At 19.1% G+C, this 560-nt stretch carries 1 protein-coding gene; it reads left to right on the plus strand.

Annotated elements, in window-relative coordinates:
* On the plus strand, positions 1–560 hold a 560-nt coding region (locus L8X33_RS08675), incomplete at both ends, for a hypothetical protein (protein ID WP_263670504.1).

The raw sequence follows: 560 nt of genomic DNA on the forward strand, positions 1-560 counted from the left end.
AAGATATCAACAACATCAACATTAATTCAAAACCCTATTTATTAAAAGCTTTATATTTTTGTGAAGATTATGTTTTATATGATAAAGATAAGCAAGCTTTATTTGATGAAAACACAATAAAAGAATTAGAATTTAACTCTAGCTTTTATACTATCTTTATCTCTCATAAAAACAAACTAAATGATACTTATTTAAATGCAAGAAAAGAACTTTATAAAAGTATTGATGAATTTAAAAGACTTGGTTTTAAAGATTTAGAACATGCTTATCAAACTTATATGAGTTCTTTTATTATCAATGAAGAATTAAATAACAAAGATAAAACAATCAATAAAAATGAAAATAAAGAAATAAATAAAAACTTAAATCAAAAAAGTAATACAAAAGAAAGTATAAATTTCAAAGAACTTTCTTTAAATTCAAATCAAGAAAACAATACAAAAGAAAATACAGATACTATAATAAAAAATACAAATTTTAACAATGAAACTTCTTTAAAAATAAAACAAAGCAATATCATTATAGATGATATAAAAGAAGATTTTAAGATTGTATCTAAT

Origin of the sequence: Campylobacter sp. CNRCH_2014_2849, assembly GCF_025772845.1 — a bacterium.
Classification (GTDB): domain Bacteria; phylum Campylobacterota; class Campylobacteria; order Campylobacterales; family Campylobacteraceae; genus Campylobacter_D; species Campylobacter_D lari_D.